Below are 22838 nucleotides of genomic sequence, written 5' to 3' on the forward strand. Positions count from 1 at the left end.
GGTCGGTTTAGTTGAAGAGTGAGTCGCGATGAGAGCTCATTTTTCACGTAAAAGAACAGGCATGTTATAGTATAGGAGAACCGGATTTTATATGATCTGTGGTAATCTTAATCATCAAAGGAGTTTATTCATAATGCATGTGCTACAAAAAACACAAAAAATAGTTCGCTATCAGAATCAACAGGGCAAAATACATTACGGAATTGTTGAGGATGACATGATATTACAACTGTCTAGCAGTTTTGCTGAACTTGTCAACAAAGAAATAAAGTATGACGGGGTCGAGCTAAAATATAGTGACGTGAAAATCTTGGAACCTGTAAAACCTTCAAAAGTGGTTAATTTCGGCTGGACATATGCAGGTCATGCGAAGGAAACGGGTGGAGAGGCAAACCTTGTTGAACCATTTCTATTTTTAAAGCCATTATCTTCACTTATAGCAGACAAGGAGAATATTATCCTTCCTCCAAACGAGCTATCCAATCAAGTGGAACTTGAAGGGGAAGTGGCCCTTGTCATTGGAAAGCGCGGAAAAAACATTAAAGAAGAAGATGCGCTTGATTATGTATTTGGGTGCACGATATTTAATGACGTCACAGCAAGAGATCTAACAAAAAAAGATCCACAGTTTACGCGGGGCAAAGGATTTGATACATTCGGACCTTTGGGACCGTGCATCGTTACCGGCGTGGATCCTACAAATTTAAGGATTGTGACCACTTTAAACGGCCGTGTTGTCCAAGACGGGAATACCAATGAAATGTCTCTAAGCATACCGTTTCTAATCAGCTGGCTTTCTCAGGTAATGACACTGGAGCCAGGTGACATTTTGGCCACTGGTTCACCATCTGGCAGCTGCACGATCAAGTCGGGGGATGAAGTCGTTGTTGAAGTCGAGAATATCGGTCGGTTATGTAATGGTGTCCAGTAAGATTTGCTGGAATTCTTAATAAGTAAAAAAAGATTAGAGCTGCCATTAAGGCAGCTTTTTCTTAAATTAAGATTAAGCAGCGCAAAAAATTAAAATCTCTTAAGTTATTTATTTGTATATTAAGAATTTTTTTTGGGGTATGGCTGTATAAAGAATCCATCTGTTTCTGACCATTCTCCATATAGGATATCCTCAATTGTTTTATAATTTTTTTTCTGAAGTCCTTCCAGAAGCCATTCTTTTGATTTTTTCAAGGATTGAAGTTCTTCCTCTTTTATTTGGCCTTCCTCAATTACTAAGATAGAAGGGGCTTCATCCAAAGGATTGAGGCTAAGCATATCCGGAGTGACGCTTCCTGCCTTAGTATGAAGTTTTACACTGATGTCCCCGCCAGGTTCAAGATATAGATCGCGCACTTCCCGGAGAGTGAACACACCCTGTTTCCGCAGCATGGTTCGAACCTGTTCAATATCCAGATGATTTTTTTTCATTTGTTTTATATCCAATTCGCCATTACGAATAATCAAAGAAGGATGTCCTTTGAGCAATTTTTTCATGCGATCACTTTTTTGAGCGCAGATCTCTATGATATAAACGGAAATTCCCCAAAGGCAAATTGCAAATAGAATCTGCCAGATCGAGACTTTTTCATCGTAAATGCCTTCTTCTAGAATGCCACCCAATACTAAAGCGTAAATAAAATCAAAAGGGTTCACTTGAGACATTTCTTTTTTTCCAAGAAGTCTTGTCACTGCCAGGAGTCCAACCAGCCCAATCACCAGCTTCATTGCTATATCCAGATAAATCATTTTTTCACCTCGTCTTTTTTTCCTTTTCTCCCCTTTAATCACCATTTAAACCAAATTGCACCTGGTATTTATTTCACACTCAGATGAAGTAAGGGTTTCCATGCTTAGCGCACCGATTTCACCCTTCTTTATGTAAGGTAAAGATTACCCAGTATCAGAGGCGGTATTAACAGTCGGTAAAAGTAAAATTCTTTGGAATAAATGAATATTTATTGAAGTATATAACAGTGGAATGTAGAGCTAGAGGATGTTTTACGGTAATAAAAAATAGAAGCAGACGATACAGTGAGGATCTATAGAGATTCTCACTGTACCGCTGCTTTTGAATGAACATTGAAAATAAAATTACCAATTATTTTTCAAAACAATTTTTCCTATCGCTTTGCCTGACTCCAAGTACTCATGGGCTTTTGAGACTTCTTCAAACGTAAACATGTTTGGGTCCACAAGCGGGCGCAGCTTACCTTCCTCAACCACACCGGCAACCTTCTTCAAAATTTCTCCATATTGCTTATGCATGTCCTTGTTTAATATCTTCAACAACATAAAGGTAACATGTAGGGAGAGTCCCTTTGAATGCACGGGGGAGAGGTCATGAGTGGAACGAGCAGCAATGGCTGCTACTGTTCCATGTACCGCGGCTGCCTCAAAAGAACGATCAAGATTTTCTCCACCTACCGTGTCAAGCACAACGTCAAAACCTTTTCCGTCTGTATATTTTTGTACATAATCGTGAACGCTTTCTTCTCGATAATTAATCGTTACATCTGCACCTAGACGCGTGCCGATCTCCAGCTTCTCTTGCGAAGAGGCAGTTGTATAGACTGTCGCTCCTTTCCATTTGGCTAGCTGAATGGCGATGTGTCCTACACCGCCGGTGGCTGCATGGATCAGTATATCTTGTCCAGGGACAAGATTTGCCCGATTAAATAAAGCTTCCCATGCGGTAATGGCAACTAGCGGTAAAGCAGCGGCTTCTTCCATCGTCAAATTTTTCGGCTTGTGAGCAAGTAAATCAGCATCTGCCAGCATAAACTCCGCAAGTGCACCGCCAGTCCCTTTAAAACCACCCGCGCATCCAAACACTTCATCGCCAACTTTAAACTCCTTCACTCCTTCACCCACTGCAGAGACAAAACCTGCCACATCCCCATGTAAAACGGCTGGAAACTCGGGGGCAACGGCCGGAACTGCACCAGCACGGACTTTCGTATCAATAGGATTTACACTTGTAGCCTTGACTTGAATAAGTACATGTCCAGGTATTAATTCGGGTTTTGGAAGCTCTTTAAATTGAAATACGGATGGAGCACCAAATGATTGAATAATTTGTGCTTTCACTCAAATCACTCCTTTTTATTTTTTTATGGAAAATGTCTCGTCACTATTCATCGTTAGGATGAATGGATATTGCCACAGCAGAAACATAAGCCTCCGATTAGTAACATCCTTAAATGGTATGAAAAGTACGAATATTTAGTCTTTACTTGCAAAATCAATGATACTTTATATAATATAAAATTAAAAGTACGCACATTTTTGTTGAATAGGATAAATTTTGTAATATAGTATACAATTTGATACTTAAAAAGATTGGGGGGCAATATGAAGGATTTTAAAACGGAAAAGTGTCCCGATACCACTGCTTGTCCTGTTGCAGTTACAGTAGATGTGATAGGAGGCAAATGGAAAGGGATCATATTATATAACTTAATTTCCGGCCCTAAACGTTTTAACGAATTAGGGAGACTTATGCCCTATACCACAAAACGTATGTTAACGTTGCAACTTCGGGAATTGGAACAAGATGGGATTGTCCATCGTGAAATATATCGCGAGATTCCTCCAAAAGTTGAATATTCCCTTACTGCTTTTGGGGAAACATTAAAACCTATTATTTACCTAATGCGAGATTGGGGAGACGTGTACGGAAATGAGGTAGTAATGAAACGAAAGGTCTCAGAAAATATGTAGCATCCATAGGGGCTCTGTTTTTATTACTTATATATCAGTGGGGGTAGCGGGTTATCATGGTATTTGGCGAAGGTGGTGCCAATAATTTTTTATCATCTTATGAGTTTTACATAAAGGAGAATGCCCATACCATTTGTAAACATAAGCATCATATCTATATTAGTTGAAGAGTGAGCTGCCATATAGGCGGCTTTATTTTTTATTGATACAAAGGGTTTTTATCTTCATAAATAAGCTGAAATTCCGATATAAATGGTGCGTGGATGTTAAAAATTTATCGCTTTTTAGGAGATGTAAAGAATTGAAAATTAAAACGAGGTTGATAACTACAGTATCCATTCTTATTGGAACTATTCTAATACTGGGGAGTTTTGCTGTTTATGTGATAGATGCATCATCCAAAAGAAATTCTATACTTCAGGATAAGATGGAAATTCAAAAGTCTGTTATTGGAATTCAATATCGCCTGGCAGGTTTATCAAATGATGAAAGGGCATTTATCATAACTGGGGATAAACAGTTTGCCGAAGAGATGGAAGAAAAAGCAAATGATGTGCAAAAGAAAATCGAAAGAATCAAGGATCTTAATAACGAAAAGAATTATGGGGAGAAAATAAATAAGCTAGAAGAAAACTTTAATGATTCTTGGGAAATGAACAAGCAGGTAATTAGCATTCATAAGGACGATCCTGAAGAAGCTAAAAACTTGCACTTTGGAGAAGAAAGAACTCTTAGAAAAGAAGTGCTGGATCCATCAGTAGATGAATTGGTGGAAGCTCTCGATACTGATGTTTCCAATATACAATCGTTAAATGACAGCAATTCTGATTTTAGTAGGGGAGCCTTTCTCTTCCTGGCAATTGCGTCATCGATAATTGGACTTGCGTTATGTATTTTGCTATTAAGGTCAATTCTACTGCCACTTGGAAAGTTAAATCGCCAACTAGAGGAAATCGCCACAGGTGATGCTGATTTAACTAAGCATATGGAGGTCACAGGCAATAATGAATTTGGTCAACTGGCTAAATCGTTTAATATCTTCGTGGACTCGCTTAGACAAATGATTTCTCAAATTGGCATATCATCCGAACAAGTGGCAGCTGCTTCTGAGGAGCTTTCGGCTAGTACCGAACAGTCTATAGTAACATCGGATCACATCTCGGAAACGATGCAAGCGATAACTCATAGCAATAATGAACAAAGCCAGATGACAGTCAACAGTCTAAAGGCGGTAACTGATTCACTAAACAGCATCATTTTGGTAGCTTCGAATACATCAAAGGTAGCGGAAGTTTCATCAAATATGAGAGGGCAAGCTGAAAGTGGTGAAAGCTCAGTAAAAGAAATGCTCGAGCAGATGAAATCCATCAATCTGTCCGTTGACATGGCGGATAAAGGAGTCACCTCATTAGTATTTAGTGCGACACAAATTAAAGAAATTTCCACTCTTATTACTGATATATCAGGTCAGACGAATTTACTTGCATTAAACGCTGCAATTGAGGCTGCTAGAGCCGGGGAGCATGGCAAAGGATTCGCAGTTGTTGCAGAAGAGGTTAGAAAATTAGCCGATCAAACTAGCCAATCTGCAAATAATATCCATAAGCTTGTTTCAACCATCCAAAATGAATCAAATGAGACCGTTAATAATATTCAAATTGTAAGAGATAATGTGGACTCAGGAATAAAGCTTTCTGAAGAAACGGTAACAAACTTTGAAGAAATTTTAATTTTAATTGAACAGGTAACATCTCAGATTCAAGAAGTGGCAGCAGCTACCCAGTTTATAAAGAATGGATTTGAAGAACTGCAGCAAACCATAGAAATAATTGCGGAAGGGTCACAGGAAACACTAGCTAGCACTGAAACAGCAGCAGCTGCCAGTAAGCAGCAATTGGCCTCAATTGAGGAGGTTTCGAATGCAACAATTTCCTTGAACGGATTGGCGGAGGAATTGCAGGAGATGATTTCCCGCTTCAAGGCTTAACGAAAAAAATGCCCCGAAGCGATTAGGTTTTGGGGTATTTTTGGTGTTTGAAACTATTTATCTGGTATTTGTCATCCAAACAAGTTAATCAGAATAGAGATACATCATTATGGTACGGGTGTGCGAGACTCTTGCGGAAAGAAGTGCCTGGAGAGGAAATCCACTTCCAAATTGTACAAACCATAAAGAAACGGTAGACAGTCTCAATTTTCATCAAGTTTGTCTATCGTCTGGAAGTTGTTTAGGCAACTCTTTTTCAACTAACAGGTGCGTTAGCTGAAGATCAGAGCTGTCTTTAAGGCAGCTTTTTCTTATGGACTAAAGGGGCAGGTTAGTTCAAGAGTGCATATGGAGTTGTTCAACAATTGGGCCATTTTATTGAAGATGGGTCTTGTTTAGAATGAGTATATTTGAAATAATTGGAAACTGATATAAAGAAAGTGTTTTTTTGTAGGTGGTGATTCGTTCGTGGAAAGTGTGTTCGTAAAGTTAATTTTAGTGTTATCTATTTTTGGACTTTTTCTCTTTTTCATTAATAAAGTTTTGAGAAAATGGCTTAATGTTGAAAAGAAAAAATTGTTTTCCTATGGCCATGTAAATGATAAACACAAAAAAATTGATTGGACAATTAGATTCATTTTTATTGTCTTTGTGTTTATCGGTTTTTTCATTAACGTCAAACGTGACCCTTTAGAGTATATTTGGTTTTTGGAAACGCATATCGTGTTGTTTGTTTTTATAATTGCATCTGAAACAGCTAGAGTAATTATGGAGAAGAGATATGCAGAAAATAGAAATGATTATATTTTTTCAATTATTCAATTAGTGATAATATTAATATTTTTACTTTCGGTGTTTACGACTGATTTTTTTGGATTGTTGAAATGGTAAAAAATCTATTTTCAGCAATCGGGCGCGATTCTTGAATAAAGTTCGCTTTTCTTATAGAACTAACGGTTGCGTTAGCTGAAGATCGGGCTGTCTTTAAGGCAGCTTTTTCTTTATGCAACTAACGGGGCAGTTTATTTGAATAATATCGGGAGTATATAAAAAATTATCTTATATCTATTTAAAAACGCTGCAACTATGCAGCGTTTTAACTTATATCAATATGCTATGCTTTTGATTCTTCGCTTGAGTGTTTATTCCCTTTATAGATAAAATAAAGGGAAATAAACATAAACAGTAATGCGAAGGCACGTTTAATATCTAATTCTATGACTAAACTATTGAACCATCCAAAATGATCAATAATTACACCAATCACAAGTTGCCCAGCTATACCAGCAATAGTAGCTGCGATAACCCCAATTTTAGTAACGGCCATCACACTCAGAAGTAAATACATAGTGCCCAAAAATGCTGCACTTAATTGCCATTTAGGTGCTTCTAGAAGTGCAAGTACATTTCCACTACCAAAAAATAAAATGAAAATGGTTAGAAACATTGTGCCAGTGAGAAAGGTTAAAAATGTTGTTTCAATTGTTCCAGCTTTTCGACTAAATGTTCCATTGATAGATGATTGTGCACTTAATGTGATACCGCCAATCAATGTAAATAAAATCATAAATACCCCCATAATTATAGACCTCCTAGTTTATTAAAATAAGTGCGATAATCATTGAAATAACTGCAAAAATCTTCTCCTTATTAATCCTGATTTCCTTACTACCAAGCCAACCAAAATGTTCAATAACCATACTCATTACTAATTGTCCGATAATTACAGCAACCATTGTGATACCAACACCAACAAATGGGACACTTACAACAATTGAGGTTATATAAACAACACCCAAGATACCTCCAAGTAATGACCATCTAGGTGCTTCAAGTGTATAGGAAAGCTTACCTTTTCCAAAAAAGAGCCATAACAGCCCCATGATTATCGAACCCATAAAGAAGTTATAAAAACTTGTTTCTATTTGTCCAATTGTTTTTCCTAGTTCAGCATAGATAGCTCCTTCAAAGCTAAGTGCTGCTCCAGCCAATAGGGCTAGTAAATAAGATATAAAACGCATAGATGAAATCTCCTTTTTTGTATAATTAAATATCTAGAAAAGTAGATATAACTTGTAAAAAAAAACGGAAATCCAACATAAATTAGATCTCTGTTTTAAAATATTTAGCTAATTGTTGAATAAATTCTTCATTGCGCCTGTAGTATGTCCATTGTCCATGACGAATCGATTCAAGTAGACCAGATTTTTGCATCATGTTTAAGTAGCTAGAAACGGTAGATTGAGAAACTTTGGCTTTTTCTTGAATATCCCCAACACATACTCCGCCTTTGTAACTTATCTCCTTTGGTAGGTGAGCGCCTTGTTTTGGGAAATGCTTCTCGGGTTCCTTTAACCACTCTAGGATATTGAGTCTTGTTTCGTTAGATAACGCTTTAAATACATTAATTGGTTCCATGGGTGTAATTATATATCTAGATTTCTCGATATGTCAAGCTGAAACAAAAATAAGATATAGCATGTGAAAGAAATAGGATTACAGTTGATAAAACTATCTGATTTCTTTAGGCTTACAATCATTAACAATCTCCGGCAAGCTTTGTTTCTTGTTCAACTAACGGGTGCGTTAGGGCTGAAGATATGAGCTGTCTTTAAGGCAACTTTTTCTTATGGCACTAACGGGGCAGGATTGTTGAAAAAGGAATTCAACCTATGTTTGTATAAATAGTAATATTTAAAAATGTTTGGCGTTGCTCTAATAGTATTTTAACAGTTAAATTATTTTCTAAATGGGGAGGGGCATTTTTGCAAACTTTTTTTAGATATAACTGGATGGTAAGAGAAGACTGGTATCGTTGGTGTGAAGAGTTAAGTGAAGAAGAACTTCTGCGGAACCGAACAGGTGGAATGGGAAGTATATTGCATACACTTTTCCATATTGTTGATGTCGAATGGAGCTGGATACGTCTCTTACAAGGTAAAACTGACTTTCAGGAGAGTTTCGATAGTTATAAAAGCTTGAACAAAGTTCGAAAATTGGACGCTGAATTTCATTTAGAAGTGGAAAACTTTGTGAACAACTGGGATGCTAGTATGGAAAATCAATTATTTTATGATACCTTGCAAGATGGAAGAATTGTGACGGATACTTGGGGTGAAATAATGCGACATACTATTGCTCACGAAATTCACCATATAGGGCAATTATCAATTTGGGCAAGGGAATTAGGGAAAAAGCCCGTTTCTGCAAACCTTATAGGTCGGGGTCTTTCCTCTCATTCCAATAAATAATTCAAATAGATACTAATTTAGTCGGTTTCTATAAATATTGGGTGTATCCTTCAATTAGAAATCGCCTTTTCGAGGTTTTGCTGGAGGTCAGTTTTGTTAAGCAATATCAGTTTGTGAAGAATGGTACTTAAAGTAACGGGTGCGTTAGTTGTGCGAAATGTTTCTAACTTAAATTGAGAATGGTCACATTACTCAGGTAAAGGTTAGACAGTTCCTTACGGAACTGAAGGGTTATATCGAAGAATCAAATGATAGGGTAACGCCTTGAAGGGTTCTCTCTAAGTCGAATAGCATTGATTTAGTAAGAATGACAGTGTTATAAGCTCGGCAAAAAGGCGTGAGAATTTACCGTATCAGTTCGGCTGGCGAAAGCCTACCTGCGGAGGTGGTGTAAATCATGATGCTTGAGTTGAATGAATATGGTGAGAATGTAAATAAACCTAAATTAAAGGTTGAGCTGACGAACTTCCGAATGTACGGGTCTACACGCACAATACATAGAAATGTGTATATCACCAAATGTGAGGTTAGCAGTGGATAAGTAAGACTAGCTTATATGAAAATCCATGATATGTTACAGGCATATGAACGGCTAACAGGCTTAGAGGAAGCACCTAAGTTCTTTCTATAATAGATATAATTCAACGTTGTAAGCTGATAACGTGGAGGGCTTACTCCTAAAGAAGCGTTGATAAGGAAAACACTAGTGAGAATAGCTAATGTATAACTTATCTTTGTATCAGTGAAAGTGGTGGCACAGTACCGATGAAAGGTCTAATCAACCCGAAGGGATAGCCACTAAACTAGTGAAGAATCATTCAACCATGTAAGACAGTTCTTTATCGGTTAATAAGGTTCTTGTGAGACTAAAAGAGGTTCAACTCCCAAGGGAGTCACCGACTTGTTGAAACGAAAGAAACTGAGACACAGTGAGTATTACGATATGCAACATTGTTTTGACAACTTGTATGCTCAAAGTGTCGATGGTCAAAATTTCTATGGCTTAATGAAACTGATTAGTTCCAATGAAAATATACGTCTCGCTTATCGAAATATCAAGAGAAATACAGGGAGTAAAACGGCAGGGATAAATAAGTTAACGATTGATGATATTAAATTTTTATCAGTGGAAAAGGTAATTGGACATGTCAAAAATATGTTTCAAGCATATAAACCAGAAAATGTTCGGCGTGTTTTCATTCCTAAAGCAAATGGGAAAGTAAGACCATTAGGAATCCCAACGATATGGGATAGAATTCTCCAACAATGTATCTTACAAGTATTAGAACCCATTTGCGAGGCAAAATTTCATAAACACAGTTATGGATTCAGACCGAATAGAAGCACTCATCATGCGAAAGCAAGATTGGAATCACTAGTAAATATGGTGGGTCTCTATCATTGTATAGATGTAGACATAAAAGGATTTTTTGATAATGTGCATCACAGTAAATTACTTAAACAAATATGGTCACTGGGAATAAAAGATAAACCATTACTCTCTATCATATCAAAGCTATTAAAAGCAGAGATTGATGGAGAAGGTGTACCATCAAAAGGAACTCCGCAAGGAGGTATTCTATCACCACTTTTATCGAATATCGTTCTAAATGAACTCGATTGGTGGATAAGTAATCAATGGGAAAACTTTCAGAGCAACCATGAATATAAACATAATGGAAGCAAAGTAAAAGCACTCAAGAAATCAAACCTAAAAGAATGTTACATTGTTAGATACGCTGATGATCTCAAGGTATTATGCCGTACTCGCTCACAAGCGATTAAAATGAATTATGCCATTAAGGATTTTCTTAATACTAGATTACACCTTGAGACAAGTGATGAAAAATCAAAGGTCATTAACTTAAAGAAGAATTCGTCAGAATTCCTTGGGTTCTCTTTCCGAGTGATTAGGAAAGGAAAGACAAGGTTGGGATATGTAGCTCAATCAAATATGACGAAGAAAGCAAAGTCTAACGCACTCATAAAAATTAAGGATTCTATAAAAGAAATTCAGAAAAAGCCATGTGCTGAAACAGTTTGGCATTACAATACTGTCGTAATGGGGATACAAAACTATTACGCCGCAGCCACTGAAATTTCTAAAAATCTAAGTGAGTTGTCCTCCCATCTAAACAAGGCTTTATATAATCGATTGAAGAATATCAGAACAGAAGCTAAGTTTGATGACATGACTAACACACTACAAAAACGCTATAAAGGTTACTTACCACAATACTTTAAAATACAAGACATGGTGTTTGTGCCCATTTATGCCCAACGGCATAAGACAAACCTATGTTTTTCTCAAGAAACGTGTAACTATACTGCCCGAGGCAGATCGAAAATACACAACAACCTCAAAGCGATTAACAAAAGGGTGTTAAGCAATGTCATGAAAAAATTCATTCCAAATCGAACGATTGAATACAACGATAACCGCATTAGTAAGTTCATAGCCCAATACGGAAGGTGTGCCATAACAGGAGTTGAGCTAGGTGCAAATGACTGGCACTGTCACCACAAGAATCTGTTTCATTTATCAAAAGATGATAGGTTTTCCAATCTGACAGTGCTTCATGAAGCAGTCCATCGACTTGTACATTTAAAAGATATTAAGAAAATCAAAATTCTAGTTAACTCCTTCGAACTGAACAAAAAACAAAAGGAAAAGGTCAATGAATTGCGAAAACAATGCGGAAACCCTACAATCTAAATTTGGTACCAAACTATGCTTCATTTAAATACTTAGAATTGAATGAATTGGACTAGTTGGAGCGCCGTATGCGATGAAAGTTGCACCTACGGTGCGAGCAGGGGGAAAAGGGAACGATAACTTCAAACCCTTACCTATCTGCATCATTAAGAAGGCAGTCAATTTGGGGGTTTTAGAAGTAAAAAAACACTGAAATACAACTAAAAATCAGGATAGTGTATTTGAAATAGCTCTGAATTATTAGTTGGAAGGATATTTGAAAATTTTATGGAAAACAATACTTTAACAATCGGGGGTGAAAAAAATGAAACAAAATATATGGGAGAAAGAATATAGAAATGTTGAGAGTTTATGGGGTTTCAATCCTAATAGTATCTTATCTCAATATGTTGAAATGCTTCCTGAAAACGGAGAGGTTTTAGACATAGGTATTGGAGAGGGAAGAAATGCCCTTTATTTTGCTAAACAGGGATTTGCTGTTGAGGGTATCGATATTTCGGAAACAGCAGTAGAACGATGTTTGGAACTTTCGAAAGAGCACAATTTGAATATTAACGCTAAAGTTCAAGATATTACTTCTTTTGAGATTGAACCAAATAAATATTCTTTAATTATACTTTCTAATGTACTTAATTTTTTTCCTGATAAGGATATTAAAATCATTATCGAAAAGGTGAAAAAAGGGTTGATTAAAAATGGGTTGGTATATATTAATGCCTTTGATGATAAAGAACCAGGTAGAAAGAAAGCTCCAGAAAAGTATGAGCAGTTAGCAGAGCATACGTTTTATATTGAAAGTTCAAATATGTTTCTTCATTATTTTACAAGAAGTGAATTAGAAGGCTTTTTTGCCGATTATAAAACGATAAGCTTGTCTCAGTCTTACTCTATGGACATTTCGCACGGTCAACCTCATTTCCATAGCACATTAGAAATAATGTCACAAAAGTCTTAAAAAAGTTATCATTCTTATTACACTAATAGCAGTGTTAGTTCCTGAAAAAGGATACCATTTGATGGCCTTTGGAATGTGAAAAAATATCCTTAATGAACTAAAGGGTGCGTTAGCTGAAGATCGGAGCTGTCTTTAAGGCAACTTTTTCTTATGGAACTAAAGGGGCAGGATAGTTCATTAAGATGTATAATATTGGATATATTTAAGGGAGGATTCTGATGTTAATTAGAGAGGTAAAACCTGAGGATGCTGAAAGTTTTGATTGGCTAATGAAGCAAGTTGAAACTGAGGCTGATTTTATGCTTATGGAACCAGGAGAAAGAAAGGGTTCTCCTGAACAACAACGTAAATGGTTGGAACGAATGGACAAAGAGAATAATTCAACTGTACTTGTTGCAGAACAAGAAGGTGGACAGTTAGTAGGATATTTAGCAGTCATTGGGGGAGATACAAGAAGAACCAAACATTCAGCCTACCTAGTTATAGGTATTTTAAAAGAATACACAGGGCGTGGTATAGGAACAAAACTATTTCAAAGGTTAGAAGAATGGGCAATAACTCATAATATCTTACGGTTAGAACTTACAGTAGTCACTCAAAATGAAGCAGGAGTATCTCTATATAAGAAAATGGGATTTGAGATAGAAGGAATAAAAGGAAACTCACTAATGATAGATGACACACTTTTCGACCAGTATTTTATGTCCAAATTATTATAAGGTCTTGCTAAATTACAGGTGCTTTACTTCATTACCAGGAGCTATCAGCAGCTCCGTTTCTTATGCAACTATCGGGGCAGGATAGTTGCATAAGAAACGGCTAAAAAGGAAGGGGTTTACTGTTTTTACTGGAACATATAAAAGTATATTAAATAAAAGAGGTTGATTTGAATGACTAAGATTTTATTAACTTCTAATGGATTTTTTACAGATTTAATTAAACAACAATTTTTGCAACTAATTGATGGAGATTTAAGTAATCTAAAAGCAACAATAATTACTACAGCTTCTCATAAAAAACAAAAGAATAGATTCGCAATGAAAGCAAAAGAAGACCTTTTAGGATATGGATTTAAGAAGGTTGATTTTAATGATATTGAATTCGACAAACCAGAACTACTTGAGAAATATAATGTAATCTATATCAACGGAGGGAATCCGTTTTATTTGCTGTATCATATGAAAAAAAGTGGAGCTGACTTAATATTAAAGGACATAGCGAAACAAAACACTGTCATTGTAGGGGTAAGTGCTGGAGCAATTACTCTTGGACCAAACATTGAAGTGGTAAATTATTTTACACCTCAGATAAACATAGTAGATTTGCAGGATTTTACAGCACTAGGGTTAACTGATATAGCTATTTTTCCTCATTATGATAGGGAAGATTTATTTCCAAATAACTCTGGCAGGTCAATAGAAGATAGGTTGAAAGTGTTCGAAAATATAAATAAATGTTCTGTTGTTAGACTCAAGGATGACGAATCTTTACTTATACAATAAAAATGTCTTATTAAAGCTAACAGGTGCTTTACTTTAATGCCAGGAGCTGATTAGCTCTTTTTCTTATAGAACTAACGGGGCAGGATAGTTCGTTAACGTAGTGTTTTAGTACTGCGAAACACTAATACTAATTGTCTGAATAATGGTTATCGTATGTAAGTGTATAATGAAATATATTCCATTAAAGAAAGGAGATTAATTGTGTTAACCAGTGATAATGTTTACTTAAGACAACTTAAATTATCAGATGCTGAAAATTTACTACAACTACTAGTTGAAAATAAGGAGTTCTTTGAACCATTTTCACCAAATCGTTCATCTAACTACTATTCTTTAGAAAAACAAAAGGAATTAATAAAAACTTGGGAACAAAAATCAAAAGAAAATATTAAATACCAGTTTGGAATTTTCCTGAAAAAGAATCATAAGTTACTAGGAACTATCAGCCTTTTTCAACTTAATCGGGGTCCCCTTCAAAGTGCATTGATAGGTTATTACTTAGATCAAAAAAATAATGGTAATGGGTACACTACAGAAGCAGTTAATTTGGTTATTGATTATGCTTTTAGAACTCTTAGTTTACATAGGATTGAGGCAGGCGTTATGCCAACTAACATAGGTTCAATACGTGTTTTAGAAAAGGCTGGTTTTCATAAAGAAGGAATCGCAAAACAAAATATAAAAATAAATGATCGTTGGGAAGATCATCAGGTTTTAGCCATAATAAATCCAAATGATTAATGTCTGCGTATGAGGTGCTTTAGATGAAAATCAAAGCTGTCTTTAAGGCAGCTTTTTCTTATGGAACTAAAGGGGCAGGTTAGCTCAATAAAAGGGAACTTTTACCTTTTTAGTTCGTATTAAAAGTATCAGGAAATAAAATTGTCCTTTGGGGGTGAAAAAGGTGGATTATGGATTATTGGTTATTGGTATAGCTCTTTTACTTGTATCATATTTAGTAGCTGTGAAAAAACAAACCTGGTTGTTGGCAGGATTTAATGAAAAAATGATAAATAATAAGACTTTATTAGGTACAGTAACAGGTGGGGTATTTTTTCTACCGTTAGGATTGTTAGTAGTGATCAATAGTTTTATTGACTATCCTTATGAATTAATGGTTCTAATAATTGCTATGTTGATTTTATTAACAATTGTGTACGTATTTATCAATAGAAGGTTACTTGATTAATTCAACTAAAAGGTACTATAGCTTTAATGAGCTGTGCCGATCACGATCAGCTCTATTTCTTATGAAACTAAAGTGGCAGGATAATAAAGGAGTGTTTTTTTGAAAAAGGTGTTAATAGGTATTGTTAGTATTGTGGTCTTATTTATAGGTTTTTTATTTTTTCTGAAATTATACCAGCCCTTAGTAGCTTATCCAAGTGCTTCAGCGAATGATAAACAGGTACAATTGGTTTCGGTAGGAAATAAAAGTCCATTTGGGGATATTCAAATTGAAGAAGTTCTTGTCAATGATAAAGTTGTACCTTCCAAAGTGAAAATACAAGAAAGTTATCATCCAAAAGGGTTTATTATCTCTGACAATTTTAATGGCGAAGAAGAAAGTAAATATATCTTCAAAGGATTAGATTCTATAACTCTTAAACCAAAAACAGACCCACAAAAGCAACTCAATAAAGTAAATGCTGGTACTGCAACAGAAGATGATACTATTTATGCTCTTTCGTTAGTGCATGAACAAAGTATTGACAGAGTCATAATTAAATACCACCATCTTAGCATGTCACATGAATTGGTTGTGTCAATGGTTGGATTGTGAAATCCTGTACTTAAACTAACGGGTGCTTTCGTATTATAAGGTTAGCCAGTTTTTACTGGTTGACCTTTTTTTAATAGAATCTATTATATCAGTAGCCAGGGTAGGACGTACGGGTGCGTGGGACTTGATCCCGTGAACTAAACTGTCCGCCCCCTACTTGTAGAAACATGTTTGAGGCTGGTTGGGACGCAGATCTCGAATAACAAGCGAAGCTATGACACTACATGGAGGACTAGGGGTACTGGTTAGTAAGTAGAGGAGGAAAAAACAATGAATCCAGTTGTTGGTCTGGATGTGGCAAAAGGAGAGAGCCAAGTTCAGGCATTTTTAGATCAATCTAAACCGTATGGGAAGAGCTTTTCAATGAAGCATATCAAAGAGGAGTTAGATCATTTTTTAGAATTTCTAAAAGAAATTGAAGAGGTGACAGGGCAAATGCCTATGGTCATTTTAGAATCTACAGGGCATTACCATTCTCCTGTTATTCAATACCTGGAGGAACAAGGGATTTCATATATCTTACTAAATCCGATTATTTCTTATCAGGCAAAGAAGTCCAGCTTACGGAAGGTGAAAACGGACGCTATCGATGCGTACCAGTTGTGTGTGCTGTATTACAAAGAGGATTTAGAACCTCATAAAATTAGAGGAATTCAGCTATTAGACCTTCGGAATTTGTCCAGACAACAGGAAATCGTAACGAATATGTATGTGGAAGCTAAACTTCAGTTTCACACCATTTTAGATCAAGTGTTTCCTGAATACCGGAAGGTTTTTGGTGATTTATATTCAAGGGTTTCTTTATTGATATTAAAGGAATATCCCACTTCAGAGGCGGTATTAACAGCCGGGGAAAGTAAACTAGCAGAGAGTGTTATAGAGTTCTGTCCTAGCCGATCGGGTCAATGGGCATGGGAAAAAGCAAAAAAAATAATGGACTCCGCGTCTCGAAATCCATTTCAAATAAACGTGTATCAAAGTCACGTAATCAATCTTCGTATGTATATTGAGTTGCTTTTTCATTACCAGGGACACCTCTCTGAGTTGGAAGATCGTATAGTGGCCCTGGCAAATGAACTGGAAGAATATAAGATCATCCAATCGATTCCCGGTATCGGAGAAAAAATCGCAGCCACGATTATCTCTGAAATTGGTGAAATCGATCGGTTTAATCACCCGAAAAAACTAGTTGCCTTCGCTGGAGTAGATCCAAGTGTTCACTCATCAGGTAAGTTTACGGCAACCATTAATCGTATTACTAAAAGAGGTTCGAGCAGACTACGTCATTCTCTGTATCTTGCCGTACTATGCGGCATAAGGAGTTCAAGGAACAAAAAGCTTAAAGCTTTCTTTGATAAGAAAAAATCGGAAGGAAAGCCAGCCAAAGTGGCGATCGTTGCCTGTATGAATAAACTTCTTCATTGGGTTTACGCTTTATTAAAGAGAAAAGAAGCATTCCTAGATTTATCCTGATTAACAGTTTTATGAAACAGAGAAAAATCCTTCCAAAAGGGTTTTGGAGGGTTATTTGTCATGAACAAAAATAGTATATCATAAGGGAAATGAAAATTTTAGAGAAAGATATTGACATCCTATTAGCTGGTTTAGTTCATTAAGAAAATAAAAAAAGTTGATTCCTTAAATTAGGAATCAACTTTTTTATTGGGAGAATACTTCCTTAGCGTTGTAAATCCGCATTTTCCTGACTCTACCCCTTAGAATGCATTCTCGGGCTCCTCGTCATACTTCGCATTTGAGAATGTAGCACCTTCTTCATCACTGCCATTATAAAGAAGGACTGCTAAACGATAAAAAAGCCAAACCTTGTATTATCAAGGGTTTGGCTTTTTAGTTTACTTCTAATAGTTACTGTTATGTAAACTAAACAATAAACCACAAATGATTATGAAGTTTTATCTTGTAGAAAAACTGAATCGAAGATCCAAAAAATTATAGCAGATAAAATAAATGTAAGATAAAAATTTAATGAAACAAAGGGATTTTCATATCCATAAAATTTAGTAATAATTGCTGTTACAATTGCAGATCCAAATCCATAGATAATTAGATAAATAATATTAAATTTTTTGGGCTTCTTATTTAATTTAAATTGTATGGGTGATCCAACGATTAAATAAAAAAGAAAGAAAATTAAAGCGTATATTACGGTACCTAATAAAGAGAAATTAGCTAAACCCATTGAAATCATACAAAAAATACTAAGAGTAATAGCTGATACAAGGGAACAGAGTAAATAGAGGAATATAATATCCGAAGAAGTTTTCATGTTTTTGACACACCTCGATAAAATAATGTTATTTTTTAGAAAAGATATTGCAATAAATCGTCATATTTGTAACAATAAACCATATCACCGCATTTAAATGGATTTTTTATCAGTATGGAAGTGGATTAAATTTTCCTACTAAAATTATATCAATTATTTATATAAATTTGGTATTTTTTTAAAAAAATAGAAAAAGAGGTAACTAAGTTGGATATAGTTAAAAACATTTTTTGTAAAACAATAATTATTTTGGGATTTATTTTAGCCATTCCTATGGTATCCTATGCTTCTTCTGAGAGTCAAAATGTTAAAATTGACAAAAGTAATGGTGAACTTACTTTAAAAATTGAAGAACCAGGAGATCTTTATAAAATTTATAAAGACGAAGAATTAGTTTATGAAGGTGCAAATAATACTTTCAATGAAACTATGGATTATGAATTACAAAAATACAAAATTGGTGTATATGAAAAGAATGAATTAAAAAAGGTTATATCTTTAAAAGTAACAAATAAAAAAGAAATAACAAATCTTAGAAGTGCTAGCACAGAAAATAAAGAAGATTTTGTAGATAAAACAATCAAAAACACAAGACTTGAAACAATTATTGGAGATAATTCTGTAACATTACAATGGCCAGAATTACCAGATGAAGATAAGTTATATGAAATTTATAAAGATGATGAAAAAATAGCTGAAACTACTGAATTAAATTATATTGATACAAATGTAAAACCAAATACAGAATATACATATACAGTAAAAGTCGATAATGTTTTATCTGAGACTGCTAAAAAAGAAGTTGCCGAAAAAGCTAAGTTAAGTACTAAAGAACTCAAAAAAGAAGACTATACATACAGTGGGACAGTTTCTACTTTGATTATGACTCCAGATAATAGCGAAGAATCTTTGAAAAAAGATGAAGTTATGAGTCCTATAGTAGAAAGCATGAAAGTAGAAAGTACGAAAAAATCAGGTATAAGTACAATGGCAGTTCCAAACTCTAATGAATTTAGTTTTGATTACAGAACGTTTATTCCATATAAAGGTGTTAAAAATCCTAATAAATATAGTGCGTATAAATATTTGAAAGGTGATAATAGAACTTCATTTGCTGCATATAGTGATGTATACAGAACAGAGTCTAAAGTTTATGCTATGCTTTCTAATCCTGCTGCATTAACACTTTGGCCAGATGTTCATGGTACATATACGTGTTCTACTTCAGCTTGTACAGATCCTAAATATGTAGCTACAGCTAGTAAATCTGGAATACAACTTAATAAGTACACTGTAGCAACAAACAATTTACGATGGTCAGTTAACCATGTTGTTGGTATTCCATTACCAGGTGTATATCCGGCCATTGATTACTACTATCTTGCAATATTAAGTAAAAGTTCATTTAGTGTAAGTGGTGATCATGATAAAGCTCCTAACCATGAGTTTTATATGAATTATCCAGCAGGAAGTAAAAAAATTCACACCTATGCTGTAAGTAGTGCAAATGATTTCTGGAAATTAATGGGTATTAAAACAACCTGGAGTTTTGATATGTAATTAAATAAAGATATTTTTTAAGGGTACCTAAAGGATCTTCGCAAGTTTGAAGATCCTTTTCTTATGCCAATAACATCTGATATTGGAACCAGCCTTAGCTCGGTAAATGTGATAAAAAGTTGGGGCTACCCCTAAGAGAGTACAATGGCTCGTAGAATGAAGGGGAAAGGTAAACCGAAATGATCTAATTTTGGTTTTTCTTAATGAACTAACGGGGCAGTTTAGTTGAACAAGAAATCATGGTAAAATTCATAAGAATTGTCGAGGTGATTGTATGAAATATACTTGTCCTTGTTGTGGATATAAAACATTAGATGAAGAACCTCCAGGAACACATGATATTTGTAGAATTTGTTTTTGGGAAGATGATAATTACCAATATGAATATCCAGATGAAGACGGTGCAAATAAAATTTCTTTTAGAGAGTCACAACAAAACTTTATAAAATTTGGCGTTAGCGATCTAGATTTTTCGGAAAACGTAAGAAAACCAAATAATTCCGATATAAAGGATCCAAATTGGAAACCGATATGAGTTTATATAGGGAATTATTAAACTAACGAGTGCGTTAGCTTAAGATAAGAGCTGTCTTTAAGGCAGCCTTTTCTTTATGCAACTAAAGGGGCAGGTGAGTTTTTTGTTAAATTACATCATTTTTATTATAGCGTTTTTAATTATTGCAATAGTGTTTGAACGTTGGTTGAAGAAGAAATTAAAGATTGGCAAAGGTAAGGGTCATTTTTACAAAAGTGTTAATAAATTTCATAAGTGGATTGAAACGTCTATGCTAATAGCGTTTCTTATCTTAATATGGTTTGTTGATAATACTATCCCCTTGCTTATTGGCTACTTCCTTATTTCATTAAGTTTTCGTACTTTCATGGAATGGAAATATAAAAGAGAAAAAAAGGAATACATTTTAACTCTATACTCTATGTTTATTTACCTTTTTGTTTTGATCACAGGCTTTTACTTAATTTAATATTATCTAAATAAAAACAGCCCCAATAAGGGACTTTTTTTTACTGTGTCCTTTATGAACTATCGGGTGCGTTAGTTTAAGTAGGTATGGCGAATTCCATTCTATATGCTCTTATGGTCAGCAAAGAAGGCTAGTGGGAGCTTGGTTTTACAGACACTTGGGTAATTCCATAGAAGAAGGAAGAAGCTTATGTGAGTTTATCCATATACAAAAACGGGGATATGTTACTAAACGATAAAGAGGAGGAGACATTTTATGAAACTCGAAGTTTTGTGTAACGTAGAGAATTGTACGTACTGGGCCGAGGGAAATCAATGTGTTGCCGACTCCATTTATGTCGTGGGCCTTGATAACAATGATGCTGACAATGTTGAGGAAACGGCTTGTAAAACCTTTGAACCTTGCAAACAATAATAGAATACTAAAGATTGAAGCTGTCTCTAAGGCAGCTTTTTCTTATGGAACTAAACCAGCCAATAGTTTGTCAACATTTTTCAATAAACACTTAAAATGTTTCATGTTATACTAAATTTGCGTATGCCAAATAACCCTCCAAGGTTCTCTGTTTGGAAAGTTTTGGACTGTTTAGTTATACTTTAAAACTAGGCTAGATCTTGGAAAGTTGATTTGCTTTTTAAAAGTGCATAAATCCAATGTAAGAATTTATTGGCACATGCTATCACCGCTACTTTAAAGGGCTTTCCTTCCTCACGTTTCTTATCATAAAACTCTCGTAATCTCTTGTTACGAGGAATGATTTCATCTGTCGTTTTCTTTTTGCGACAATCACGAATGGCACATTTTACAGCCATATACAAGGCGTGTCGTAGCCTACTAGAACCTCTTTTGGTAATCCGATTTAAAGTACCTTTGAATGTACCAGATTCAAAAACACTTGGATCGATTCCGGCAAATGCAACCAGTTTCTTAGGGTGATTAAACCGATCAATTTCCCCAATTTCAGAAATTATCGTGGCAGCGATTTTTTCACCGATACCAGGGATCGATTGGATAATCTTACATTCTTCAATACCTTTTGCTAAAGCATCTATCTCATCTTCAAGCTTGGATAGATGCTTTTTGTATTCAAGAAGCATATTAATATACATATCCAGGCTTAAGGTCAGACTATGATATAAGTTTTTCTGAAATGGATTTTGAGCTGCGGCGGCCATCAATTTTTCTGCCTGACTGTCTGCCCATTTTTGCGAACGACTTTTACATAATTCCTTTATTTTTTTGGCGACTGTCTCTTCACCAGTATCCAGGATTTTTTGTGATGTAGGAAATGTTTGTAAGGTTAGTAGAGAAACATATGAATGTAAGTCACCAAAAACCCCACGGTATTCAGGAAACACTTGATCCAGAATTGCTTGAAATTGTAATTTAGTTTGTACAAACAGGCCTGTAATATTTTCGTGTTGTCTTGTAAGGTTACGTAAGTTTAAGAGTTGGATTCCTCGCTGTTTATACGGCTCTAAGTCCTCTTTATAATACAGCTCGCAGAGATGACGAGCGTCAATAACATCTGTCTTTACCTTGCGTAAACTAGAACTCTTAGCTCGATACGATATGAGTGGATTTACGATAATCAATAAGTACCCTATATCCTCGAAAAACTGGACAACTGGTGTATGATAATGTCCAGTGGATTCTAATACAATGGGGGGCCGTCCCCCGGATACATTTTCTACTTCTCTAATAAAGTCTAGGAGAATAGCTAACCCTTCAAGAGTATGTGCTACTTTAAAGCTTTTTTTGTAAGGCTGCTTTTTATCCAAGAAAGCTTGAACCTGACTTTCCCCTTTTGCCACATCCAGACCAACAACTGGATTCATAAATTATCTCCTCCTAATATAAAGTCACCGGTACCCCATTTCCTTCTTGTAGTATCATAGCTTCGCTTGTTATACGAGATCATAGTCCCAACCAGCCTCAATCATGTTTCTACAAGTAGGGGGCGAACTGTTTAGTTGACGGGATCAAATCCCACGGGTGCGGACGTTCTACCCCGGCTACGGTTATCATATATCGATATAAAAAATGGTCAACCAGAAATATTTTCTGGATGACCTTATAATACGAACGGGGCAGGTTAGT

General features: G+C 35.4%; 24 protein-coding genes. 17 read left to right on the forward strand and 7 right to left on the reverse strand.

Annotation, left to right across the window (positions count from 1 at the left end):
- Positions 1-133: 133 nt before the first annotated feature.
- Positions 134-931, forward strand: a complete 798-nt coding sequence (locus tag MPH60_RS23250; RefSeq protein ID WP_101226022.1) for a fumarylacetoacetate hydrolase family protein — start codon at positions 134-136, stop codon at positions 929-931.
- A gap of 119 nt (positions 932-1050) precedes the next feature.
- On the opposite strand, the gene MPH60_RS23255 is transcribed toward MPH60_RS23250, so the two are convergent.
- A complete protein-coding gene (locus MPH60_RS23255; RefSeq protein WP_241591833.1) occupies positions 1051-1740 on the reverse strand; it encodes a DUF421 domain-containing protein in 690 nt (229 codons plus the stop codon).
- 345 nt (positions 1741-2085) lie between these two features.
- Positions 2086-3081 (reverse strand): zinc-dependent alcohol dehydrogenase family protein, encoded by a 996-nt coding sequence (locus MPH60_RS23260; RefSeq protein ID WP_241591832.1) that lies wholly within the window; start codon positions 3079-3081, stop codon positions 2086-2088.
- A 264-nt stretch (positions 3082-3345) separates the two neighbouring features.
- Here MPH60_RS23260 and MPH60_RS23265 point away from each other — a divergent pair, with 264 nt between their 5' ends.
- The 3 genes from MPH60_RS23265 (at position 3346) to MPH60_RS23275 (ending at position 6592) form a co-directional block, all read left to right on the forward strand.
- On the forward strand, positions 3346-3714 hold the full coding sequence (locus MPH60_RS23265; protein ID WP_241591830.1) for a winged helix-turn-helix transcriptional regulator: 369 nt from the start codon (positions 3346-3348) through the stop codon (positions 3712-3714).
- 301 nt (positions 3715-4015) lie between these two features.
- Positions 4016-5701 (forward strand): methyl-accepting chemotaxis protein, encoded by a 1686-nt coding sequence (locus MPH60_RS23270; protein WP_241591828.1) that lies wholly within the window; start codon positions 4016-4018, stop codon positions 5699-5701.
- Between the two features lie 468 nt (positions 5702-6169).
- Complete coding sequence (locus MPH60_RS23275; protein ID WP_241591826.1) at positions 6170-6592, forward strand: DUF4181 domain-containing protein; 423 nt, start codon at positions 6170-6172, stop codon at positions 6590-6592.
- A 223-nt stretch (positions 6593-6815) separates the two neighbouring features.
- Here the strand turns inward: MPH60_RS23275 and MPH60_RS23280 are convergent, their stop codons facing one another.
- From MPH60_RS23280 to MPH60_RS23290, 3 genes are all read right to left on the reverse strand, one after another.
- Entirely contained in the window at positions 6816-7280 is a 465-nt protein-coding gene (locus MPH60_RS23280; protein WP_241591823.1) for a DMT family transporter, read from the reverse strand.
- A gap of 13 nt (positions 7281-7293) precedes the next feature.
- The gene (locus MPH60_RS23285) at positions 7294-7722 is read right to left on the reverse strand and encodes a DMT family transporter (protein WP_241591821.1); all 429 of its coding nucleotides are present in this window, start codon (positions 7720-7722) and stop codon (positions 7294-7296) included.
- 82 nt (positions 7723-7804) lie between these two features.
- The gene (locus MPH60_RS23290; RefSeq protein WP_241591819.1) at positions 7805-8119 is read right to left on the reverse strand and encodes an ArsR/SmtB family transcription factor; all 315 of its coding nucleotides are present in this window, start codon (positions 8117-8119) and stop codon (positions 7805-7807) included.
- 347 nt (positions 8120-8466) lie between these two features.
- Here MPH60_RS23290 and MPH60_RS23295 point away from each other — a divergent pair, with 347 nt between their 5' ends.
- The 9 genes from MPH60_RS23295 to MPH60_RS23335 all read left to right on the forward strand — a co-directional run bounded on the left by MPH60_RS23295 (position 8467) and on the right by MPH60_RS23335 (position 17381).
- Positions 8467-8952 carry a DinB family protein gene (locus MPH60_RS23295; RefSeq protein ID WP_054399368.1) on the forward strand — a complete coding sequence of 162 codons (486 nt, stop codon included), beginning with the start codon at positions 8467-8469 and terminating at the stop codon, positions 8950-8952.
- Between the two features lie 943 nt (positions 8953-9895).
- The gene (ltrA, locus tag MPH60_RS23300; RefSeq protein WP_241592074.1) at positions 9896-11668 is read left to right on the forward strand and encodes a group II intron reverse transcriptase/maturase; all 1773 of its coding nucleotides are present in this window, start codon (positions 9896-9898) and stop codon (positions 11666-11668) included.
- A 304-nt stretch (positions 11669-11972) separates the two neighbouring features.
- Complete coding sequence (locus MPH60_RS23305) at positions 11973-12623, forward strand: class I SAM-dependent methyltransferase (protein ID WP_241591817.1); 651 nt, start codon at positions 11973-11975, stop codon at positions 12621-12623.
- A gap of 218 nt (positions 12624-12841) precedes the next feature.
- Positions 12842-13342: a GNAT family N-acetyltransferase gene (locus MPH60_RS23310; RefSeq protein WP_214812352.1), complete on the forward strand. Its 501-nt coding sequence runs from the start codon at positions 12842-12844 to the stop codon at positions 13340-13342.
- A gap of 171 nt (positions 13343-13513) precedes the next feature.
- Positions 13514-14125 (forward strand): Type 1 glutamine amidotransferase-like domain-containing protein, encoded by a 612-nt coding sequence (locus tag MPH60_RS23315; RefSeq protein WP_241591815.1) that lies wholly within the window; start codon positions 13514-13516, stop codon positions 14123-14125.
- A gap of 201 nt (positions 14126-14326) precedes the next feature.
- Positions 14327-14866: a GNAT family N-acetyltransferase gene (locus MPH60_RS23320; protein WP_241591813.1), complete on the forward strand. Its 540-nt coding sequence runs from the start codon at positions 14327-14329 to the stop codon at positions 14864-14866.
- Positions 14867-15029: 163 nt separating this feature from the next.
- The gene (locus MPH60_RS23325) at positions 15030-15314 is read left to right on the forward strand and encodes a DUF3784 domain-containing protein (RefSeq protein ID WP_241591811.1); all 285 of its coding nucleotides are present in this window, start codon (positions 15030-15032) and stop codon (positions 15312-15314) included.
- Between the two features lie 99 nt (positions 15315-15413).
- Positions 15414-15908, forward strand: a complete 495-nt coding sequence (locus tag MPH60_RS23330) for a hypothetical protein (RefSeq protein ID WP_241591809.1) — start codon at positions 15414-15416, stop codon at positions 15906-15908.
- 270 nt (positions 15909-16178) lie between these two features.
- Positions 16179-17381 carry an IS110 family transposase gene (locus tag MPH60_RS23335; protein ID WP_241591807.1) on the forward strand — a complete coding sequence of 401 codons (1203 nt, stop codon included), beginning with the start codon at positions 16179-16181 and terminating at the stop codon, positions 17379-17381.
- Between the two features lie 430 nt (positions 17382-17811).
- Here the strand turns inward: MPH60_RS23335 and MPH60_RS28025 are convergent, their stop codons facing one another.
- Positions 17812-18195 (reverse strand): UPF0715 family protein, encoded by a 384-nt coding sequence (locus MPH60_RS28025; protein ID WP_405389036.1) that lies wholly within the window; start codon positions 18193-18195, stop codon positions 17812-17814.
- 207 nt (positions 18196-18402) lie between these two features.
- On the opposite strand from MPH60_RS28025, the gene MPH60_RS23340 reads away from it, so the two are divergent.
- The 4 genes from MPH60_RS23340 (at position 18403) to MPH60_RS23350 (ending at position 21152) form a co-directional block, all read left to right on the forward strand.
- Positions 18403-19755: a hypothetical protein gene (locus tag MPH60_RS23340; RefSeq protein WP_241591804.1), complete on the forward strand. Its 1353-nt coding sequence runs from the start codon at positions 18403-18405 to the stop codon at positions 19753-19755.
- 274 nt (positions 19756-20029) lie between these two features.
- Positions 20030-20290 carry a CPCC family cysteine-rich protein gene (locus MPH60_RS23345; protein WP_144481125.1) on the forward strand — a complete coding sequence of 87 codons (261 nt, stop codon included), beginning with the start codon at positions 20030-20032 and terminating at the stop codon, positions 20288-20290.
- Between the two features lie 76 nt (positions 20291-20366).
- Positions 20367-20738, forward strand: coding sequence for a DUF4181 domain-containing protein (locus MPH60_RS28030; RefSeq protein WP_405389039.1), 372 nt, complete (start codon positions 20367-20369; stop codon positions 20736-20738).
- A gap of 255 nt (positions 20739-20993) precedes the next feature.
- Positions 20994-21152 (forward strand): DUF1540 domain-containing protein, encoded by a 159-nt coding sequence (locus MPH60_RS23350; protein ID WP_241591802.1) that lies wholly within the window; start codon positions 20994-20996, stop codon positions 21150-21152.
- Between the two features lie 188 nt (positions 21153-21340).
- Here the strand turns inward: MPH60_RS23350 and MPH60_RS23355 are convergent, their stop codons facing one another.
- Entirely contained in the window at positions 21341-22576 is a 1236-nt protein-coding gene (locus tag MPH60_RS23355; RefSeq protein WP_202317492.1) for an IS110 family transposase, read from the reverse strand.
- Positions 22577-22838 lie beyond the last annotated feature (262 nt).

Source organism: Peribacillus sp. Aquil_B1, from assembly GCF_022603275.1.
GTDB lineage: Bacteria > Bacillota > Bacilli > Bacillales > DSM-1321 > Peribacillus.